This window comes from Prosthecobacter sp., from assembly GCF_044222345.1.
GTDB lineage: Bacteria > Verrucomicrobiota > Verrucomicrobiia > Verrucomicrobiales > Verrucomicrobiaceae > Prosthecobacter.
The window spans coordinates 1-6921 of the sequence record NZ_JBGANL010000109.1; the positions used below are offsets into that span (position 1 = coordinate 1).

At 62.1% G+C, this 6921-nt stretch carries 3 protein-coding genes; all 3 read left to right on the top strand.

The features are described from left to right. Positions 1 to 427 (top strand): hypothetical protein (locus ACILSL_RS26355; protein WP_395735062.1); only part of this gene is annotated, 427 nt, incomplete at its 5' end. Positions 428 to 429: 2 nt separating this feature from the next. Beyond that, entirely contained in the window at positions 430 to 2289 is a 1860-nt protein-coding gene (locus tag ACILSL_RS26360; RefSeq protein ID WP_395735063.1) for a hypothetical protein, read from the top strand. A gap of 4 nt (positions 2290 to 2293) precedes the next feature. Then, a partial coding sequence (locus tag ACILSL_RS26365; RefSeq protein WP_395735064.1) for a hypothetical protein occupies positions 2294 to 6921 on the top strand: 4628 nt, incomplete at its 3' end.

A 6921-nucleotide genomic window follows, 5' to 3' on the forward strand; every position in this document is an offset into this window, starting at 1 on the left:
ACGCGGCGACGGGCAAAACGTGGTCATTGGCAAGCGCGCGCAGGAAGATGAGGCGACGGTGGATCGCAGATTTCCGTGGGTGCCGACGATCCTTGTGGCCACGGGCGTCAATGGCCTGCCGAATGTGCCGCCTGCCAGCACGGATTTTTACACCAGCTACGTCGTCGAGGCCAGCCCTGCTCCGGGACTCTTTCGCGAGACTTATGGCGTGGACCATTTTTATTATCTCGTGATCGAAATCGTGGGGCCGCTGGCCACCACGGAGGTCTTCGCCGACTCCGTGCAGACGGGAAGCCAATTTGATTTCGTGTCATCGTCCTTCGTCCTCGGCAGCGGCGAAACGCTAACCACCACGGCCGCCCTTTATGTGGACAGTGGGCGCGGAACCGTCGTCGCCACTGCCACCCACATTTACACCGCCGCCTAGCCATGAGCTTCACCTATAAATCTCCCGGCATCTCGCCTTTCGAGGCGCAGAACAAGAACTTCATTACCCCGCTCACCAAAGAGCAGGCGGCGCAGGCCCAGCAGGAAATGGGGCCGCCGCTGCGAGTGAGGCCGCGTGACAACTCCACGGGGAACTTCGCCACCAAGCAGCAGATCGATCCACGCACAGGACGGCCGATGATCGTCGATGATCCAACCAAACCGATATTCACCGACCCGCTCGGCATGAAGACCGTGGGCAGTAGCACGCGCAGTCTGAACAACCTCGGCGGTGCCACCAACATGCCGAATATGGCTGCGCCGGGGGCGCACTTCAGCTTCGGCATGGGGTCGGATACACGCAACCAGCGCAGCATCGACGGTAGCCTTCACCGAGGGCCGGACCCGTTTGGGCATCAGTTCGGCGATCCCTTCGCCGCGGCGGCCGCTGGCTTTGGCGACACGGCCGGCACGCCCTTCGAAACGCCTGAAGACACCGCCGCCCAGCGCAAGAAAGCCTTTGGCATGAAGGATGGAGGCATGGTCACCGGACCCGGCACCGAGAAGAGCGACAGCGTGCCCGCCATGCTGAGCAAGGGGGAATTCGTGATGCCCGCCGAGGCGGTGCGCTTCTTCGGCACGCAGAAGCTCCAGAAGATGATCCTGCAAAGCCGCGAGGACGCCGATGAAGCCACCGAACCCCACGGCAAAGCGGACATGAGGGAAGACAAGGCCGAGGGCGAAATGGATGACAGCGGCATGATGCACTTTGCAGCAGGCGGCTTTGTCGATCCGTATGCGGATAATCCGATGGCTGCCGCTCTCGCCGAGCAACGCGGACGTGATGAGCGGCTCGCGCAAATCGGCGCGCGTGACTACGGCGGCGGCAACATCGCCATGGCAAACAAATACGGCACAGGCTTCGTGGTGCCACAGATTCAAGGTTTGCCGGATGCACCGGGGAGGTTCAATGACATGCAAGGAGGCACAACCACAGCCACGCCGGGACAAGGCTTGACACCCGTGCCTGACATCGTGCCCACCGGCAACCCGTGGGCCGCGCCTTCCCTGCCCGATGATCCCGCCGCCCGGCGCGAGCATATCCAAACAGTGAGCAACCAAATGGTCAATGGAGCCGCCAGCCGCCGGCAGGATGATCTCGACACGCGAGCCCGCGCCGCCCGATTTGAGAACTTTGGACCCAAGATGATCACCGTCCCGACCGCCAACCCCTTTCCCTACGGCGACCACGGCGGCACCGAGCGCACCGGCTTCATGGCCCCTTGGGAGAAAGACGCCGCCAATCGAGCAGCCGCGCAGGAGGCGATGCCGAATCTGCCCGGACTGAACCGCACCCAGACCCGCCGATTTCTCCAGACACCGCAGGGGGCGGAGATGTCGATGCGCTCCCGTGAGATTCAGGATAAACGCCGCTCTGCCACCACATGGGCGGACGTGCCGAACTCCGACTACCAGATCAACGAACTGGGCAATCTCATCCACAAGAACACCGGCAAACCAGCCACGCTCAGCCCCGAACAAATCACCGCTCTCAACAAAGCAGGCCACACCGTCACGCAAGGACCAAGCGGCACGTCGATCAAATACGCACCGCAGCAGTCGGAGAAGAGCCAGAAGGCAGCGCGCGGCGTCATTCACGAGATCCCCGGCCCGATGATCCAAGATCCGATGAATCCGCTGAAGAAGATTCAAGGGCCGCCTGTTTCAGTGCTCGTCGATCCTGTAACCGGCTCCTACAAGCCTCTCTCGCCCGAAGGCGGAGCGGCCCCGGCGCCGCAGCCAGTCCCCAATACCCCCGGCTGGCAAGGCTGGCTGGATTCCAAACTCGGCCCGAAGAAATAGAGCCATGCCCTCCGCTCCCTCACTGACGGCGGATGACATTCCGCAGATGATCGAAAGCCCGGAGTTTGCCGCGCTGCCACACGAGCAGCGCACGCAGATTGCGGAGGACGCGCTGGCGGATGCCTCGCGTGGCTTTGCCGGGCAGTGGGATCAGCCCACCTTCCAGAAGTGGGGCCAGTTTGCCGACACCGTGCGCGGCCAGGTAGCCGGCATGGAGAGCATGGGTGAGAAGGCCGGTCACTACGGTGGCGTGATCCGCGATGCCGCGCGTGGCATGGGCCGCATGGCGATTGCTGGCGCGGCGGATATGTCCGTCACAAATCCCGATGGCTCGCTGCGAATGCCCGGCAGCAATCTCGCCGAACAGGCAGGCTTCTGGGCGCGAAAGGCTGATGACCTCGGCGGCCGTGTGTTGCAGGCGGATTCAACACCGCTCGACACGGAACTCGCACGGCTCAAAAGCGAGATCGATCAAGGCAAATTCCCGCTCAATGATCAAAAGGCGCTCGGTGACTGGCTGGAAAAGCAACACGAGCAGGTGAAGGGCGCACAAGCCAAATGGTATGCCGATGCGCAGAACGGCGATCCATGGCCCGAGAGCTACGCCGACACCAACGGCCTGCTGAACCCCAATCATGCCGCGCTTCTCAGCCGCTACATGCAGACGCGCAGCCCGGCCGCATGGGATGCGCTGACCAAAAGCCTGAGCCGCACCCCGCGCCGCGCGGAGATCGATGCCGAGCAGCAGAAAAGCCTCGAAGGCAGCCCGATCGTCGGGCTTCTCTCCGACTCACTCGGACAGGACTACGGCGAGCACATGGCTGCCGCTGGCGATCCGCTCCAGCTCGCCATGACCGCCTTTCCCGCCGTCCGCGCAGCCAGTGCGGTGGCGAGAGCCGGAGAAGCTACGGCCCTGCAAATGGGCAGGGAAGTGGCAAAGACCGCCGCTCTAAATGCGGGCATCGGAGTCGCCGAAGCTGGAGTCAATGAACCCGGCTCGAACTGGGAAGACTACAAGCAGGCCGCCAAGGACATGATGGCCGTGGGCTTCGGCTTCCACGGCGCCGGAGCCGCAGCCGGGAAGCTGGCTCAAGCCATCCGCGCACGCCGCACGGGCGAACCCATCGCCCCGCGCCAGCCAGCGCAGGTGACGAGTGAGCCGAATCCGTTTGAAGGACCAATCGAAGCCCCGCCGCAGCCGACGGAGACGGGAGGCACTGTGCCGGAGCCGCCGCGCGTCCCGCAGCAGTTTCCCATTTCCGATATTACCAGCGGCATCACCGATCTCGGCGAGACTCGCGGCGATGTGCGGAAAGACTTCGGCCAGCTCTCCCGCACGCCGGAGCAGCAAGCACGGATTGATGCAGACCGCCGGGCATTTGAAGAAGGCAACGCGCGCGCCCGCGCCGCTGCCAATGCAGCCAAACCGAAAACGCCAGTCATCCCCGACGCACCCTACGGGGGACGCGACATTCTCGACTTCGTGAACGAGAACGTCATTCAAGTGCCACGCAAAGGCGAGTCATCGAAGGCCGGAGAATATGACTGGATGGAGACGGCGGAGATTCCCCGCTACTACCGGAAATTCTTGATGCACACCGAGAAAGGCAGCGGCATCGACCAGGTGGCACAGCGTGCTTTTGATGAAGGACTGATCAACGACCCCACGCCCGATGCGCTGATCAAATCCATCCAGGACACCATCGCCGCCCGCACGACTTACAAACTCGAAGTGCGCAAGCAGGAGCAGGCGATGGGGGATCAGGAGCGCCGCCAGGTGCGCTTCGACAAAGCCCAGACCGCCAGCCAGAAGGAAGGCGGCAAATCCATCGCCTTCGATCAGATGCAGCCCGGTGATGAGCTCACCATCGACGGCGAAGCGGTGAAGGTGAAGGGCATCGACATTGATCAGGACGGCTATCCGCAGACCATCACGCTCGAAGACGGCAAACGCTTCGGCGTGCTGCAATTCGATGCCAACACGCGCGGCGGCATCATCGCCGATGAGTGGAAGCCGAGATCAAAAGTTTCTTCCGAAAACGCCAGTGAAAGCACAGGAGTGCCCGAGCGTGCAGCGTCCGACAAGACCGAGGCGCAGGTAATCGGCGAGGGTTCGAGTCCCTCCACTGGCGGCAAAACTTTGGAAGCAGAAGCCGATCCCTTCATGGCCGCCAATCGCGCGGCCGTCGCCGGCCCGCTGCCTTCGACCTACGGCGGAGCCACATCCCCAACGATGGGCACGGCACAGCGAACCTGGAGCGGCGAGGTGCAGACCTTGCACGGCATCCGTAAACATTTGCTCGAGTCCTTGGGCCTGCCAGCCGCCGGCGTGAAGCGCTTCGCCGCGGCACTCGGCATCTACCGGGTGAAGCCGGAGACGATTCGGCTGCAAGCCATCAACGACATCCCCGTGCTCGCTCACGAGATCGGCCATGCGGTTCATTATCGCGTGCTCTCCGACAATCCAGCCGGCCCCGCGCACGACTGGGGCCAACGCTACGACGGAGAGCTGATGCGCATGGGCGGCCAGACATCGAAACCGAATTACACGCCCGATCAAATCCGCAAGGAAGGCGTGGCCGAGTTCACGCGTCTGTGGCTCACCGATCCCGTGAAGGCCCGAGCCGATGCGCCGCTCTTCTCGGCTTTTTGGGAGAGCGAACTTAATACGCGCAATCCGAAGATGGCCGATGCCATGCGCGAGGCACAGCGGCGGATTCAGGATTACATCGCCATGCCCGCGATGGAGAAGGCCAAGGCGCAGATCGTCTTTGATCCGGCCAGCGAGAAGCCAGCCAGCACGGTGAAAGACACGCTCAAAGGCGCGTATGCGAAATGGGTGGACACACTGGCTCCCGCCATCAAGGTCGTGAGCAAAGCCGCTGAGATCGATCCTGCTTTGTCCGGTGAAGCCGCGCGCGTGGAGGCGTGGATGGAGAACCATCGCGGCGGCTGGAGCAGCAAGGCGCACAGCGACATCTTCGGCACCCAGACCGACCTACAGGGCAATCGCATCGGCCCCGGCATGGCGGAGATTTTGAAAGACATCCCGCCAGGCGAGGCACCGACCTTCAGCACCTACCTCGCGCTTAAACGCGCTGCCGAGATTGAAGGACGTGGAATGCGCAGCGGCTTCGAGCAAGGCAAGCTGCCGCCTGCGGAAATGGCCGCACTTGAACAGCGCTTCGAGAAGACGCGGCAGAAGCTTTTGAAGTGGAGCGAGAACTCCATGCGGCTTCTCACGGACTCCGGTTTGCTCGATGCGAAGACCGAGCAGGCCATCCGTGCCGCCAACAAAGACTACGTGCCCTTTTACCGTCTCTACGAGAAGCTGAACGGCGTCAGCTTCGGCCCCGAAGGCAGTAAGAACGCGGGGGGCTACGTGGATCTCAACAGCGGCATCAGGAAGATCAAAGGCAGCGACCGCGCCATCATCGATCCGCTGCAATCGCTGATGAAAAACGCCTTCATGTTTCGCAAACTCGCGGAGCAGAACCACATAGGCGTGCAGTTCTTCGACCTCGTCAAACAGGTGCAAGGCCACGGCCAATGGGGCGAAGGCATCGCGCCGAAGATGACCGCGAAGACGATCTCTCACGACGCCATCGTGAAGAAGCTCGTCGATGAAGGCGTGATCAAAGACGCCTCTGCCCTGCCATCGAATGCCGATCTCACCATGCGTCTGTGGGAGGCGATGAAGAAGCCCGACACGGCCAATGGCGAGGTGATCGTCTTCAAAAACGGCGAACGGCAGCACTGGGAAATCAAAGACCCGCATCTGATGGAGGCGCTGAAGACCGCCGATGCCGATGCCGTGAAGCTCGCCAAATTCATCGGGCCGAATTTGACGAAAGCTCTCACGCTGCCCACTCGCGTGCTGCGCTTCGGCGCCACGGGTGGACCGTGGTTTGCACTGCCAAATTTCATTCGCGACCAGATCACGGCAGGTGTGCAAAGTCGCAGCGGATATATCCCTTTTTACGATGGAGTGAAAGGCGCGCTCGAAGTCTTCCGCAAGGGCGACAAGTATCGCCGATGGATCGAAGCTGGCGGCAAATTCCACGGCATCACCACCGGCACGGAAGCCTTCACCAGCTTGCTCGAAGACGCATTGCCCAAGGATCGCGCGAGTCTTGAACATCTCCGCGAACTCGGCCATCCGCGCAACGTCGCCAAGGCACTCGGCTATGCGGGCCAGCTTCTCGAAGAAGCCACGCGCGTGGGCGAATTCATGCGCAACATCGAGCGCGGTGCCGATGATCGCGTGGCCGCCAACGCCAGCAAATATGTGTCGCTCAACTTTGCCCGTGCCGGTGAGCGTTCCCGCGTGATAAACATGCTCTCCGCCTTCTTCAACGCGAAGGTGCAGGAACTCGACATGGTGGCTCACAATCACCTCGATCCCAAACTGCGCGCGAACACGATCATAAAGGGCCTGATGTATATCACGGCCCCTAGTGTGCTCACGTGGGCGCTCGGCAAGGATGACAAGGATATTCAAAACCTGCCCGAGTGGAGGAAGAATCTGTTTTGGAATGTGAACCTCGGACCCGTCGCCCAGGCACTCGGCCGCGAGAAATTCATTCTGTCATTGCCCAAGCCCTTCCTCATGGGAGCCATCTACGGCACCAG

Bases quoted from the DNA above. Each gene is read 5' to 3' on its own strand.
- ACILSL_RS26360 (WP_395735063.1), top strand. From the start codon at position 430: ATGAGCTTCACCTATAAATCTCCCGGCATCTCGCCTTTCGAGGCGCAG.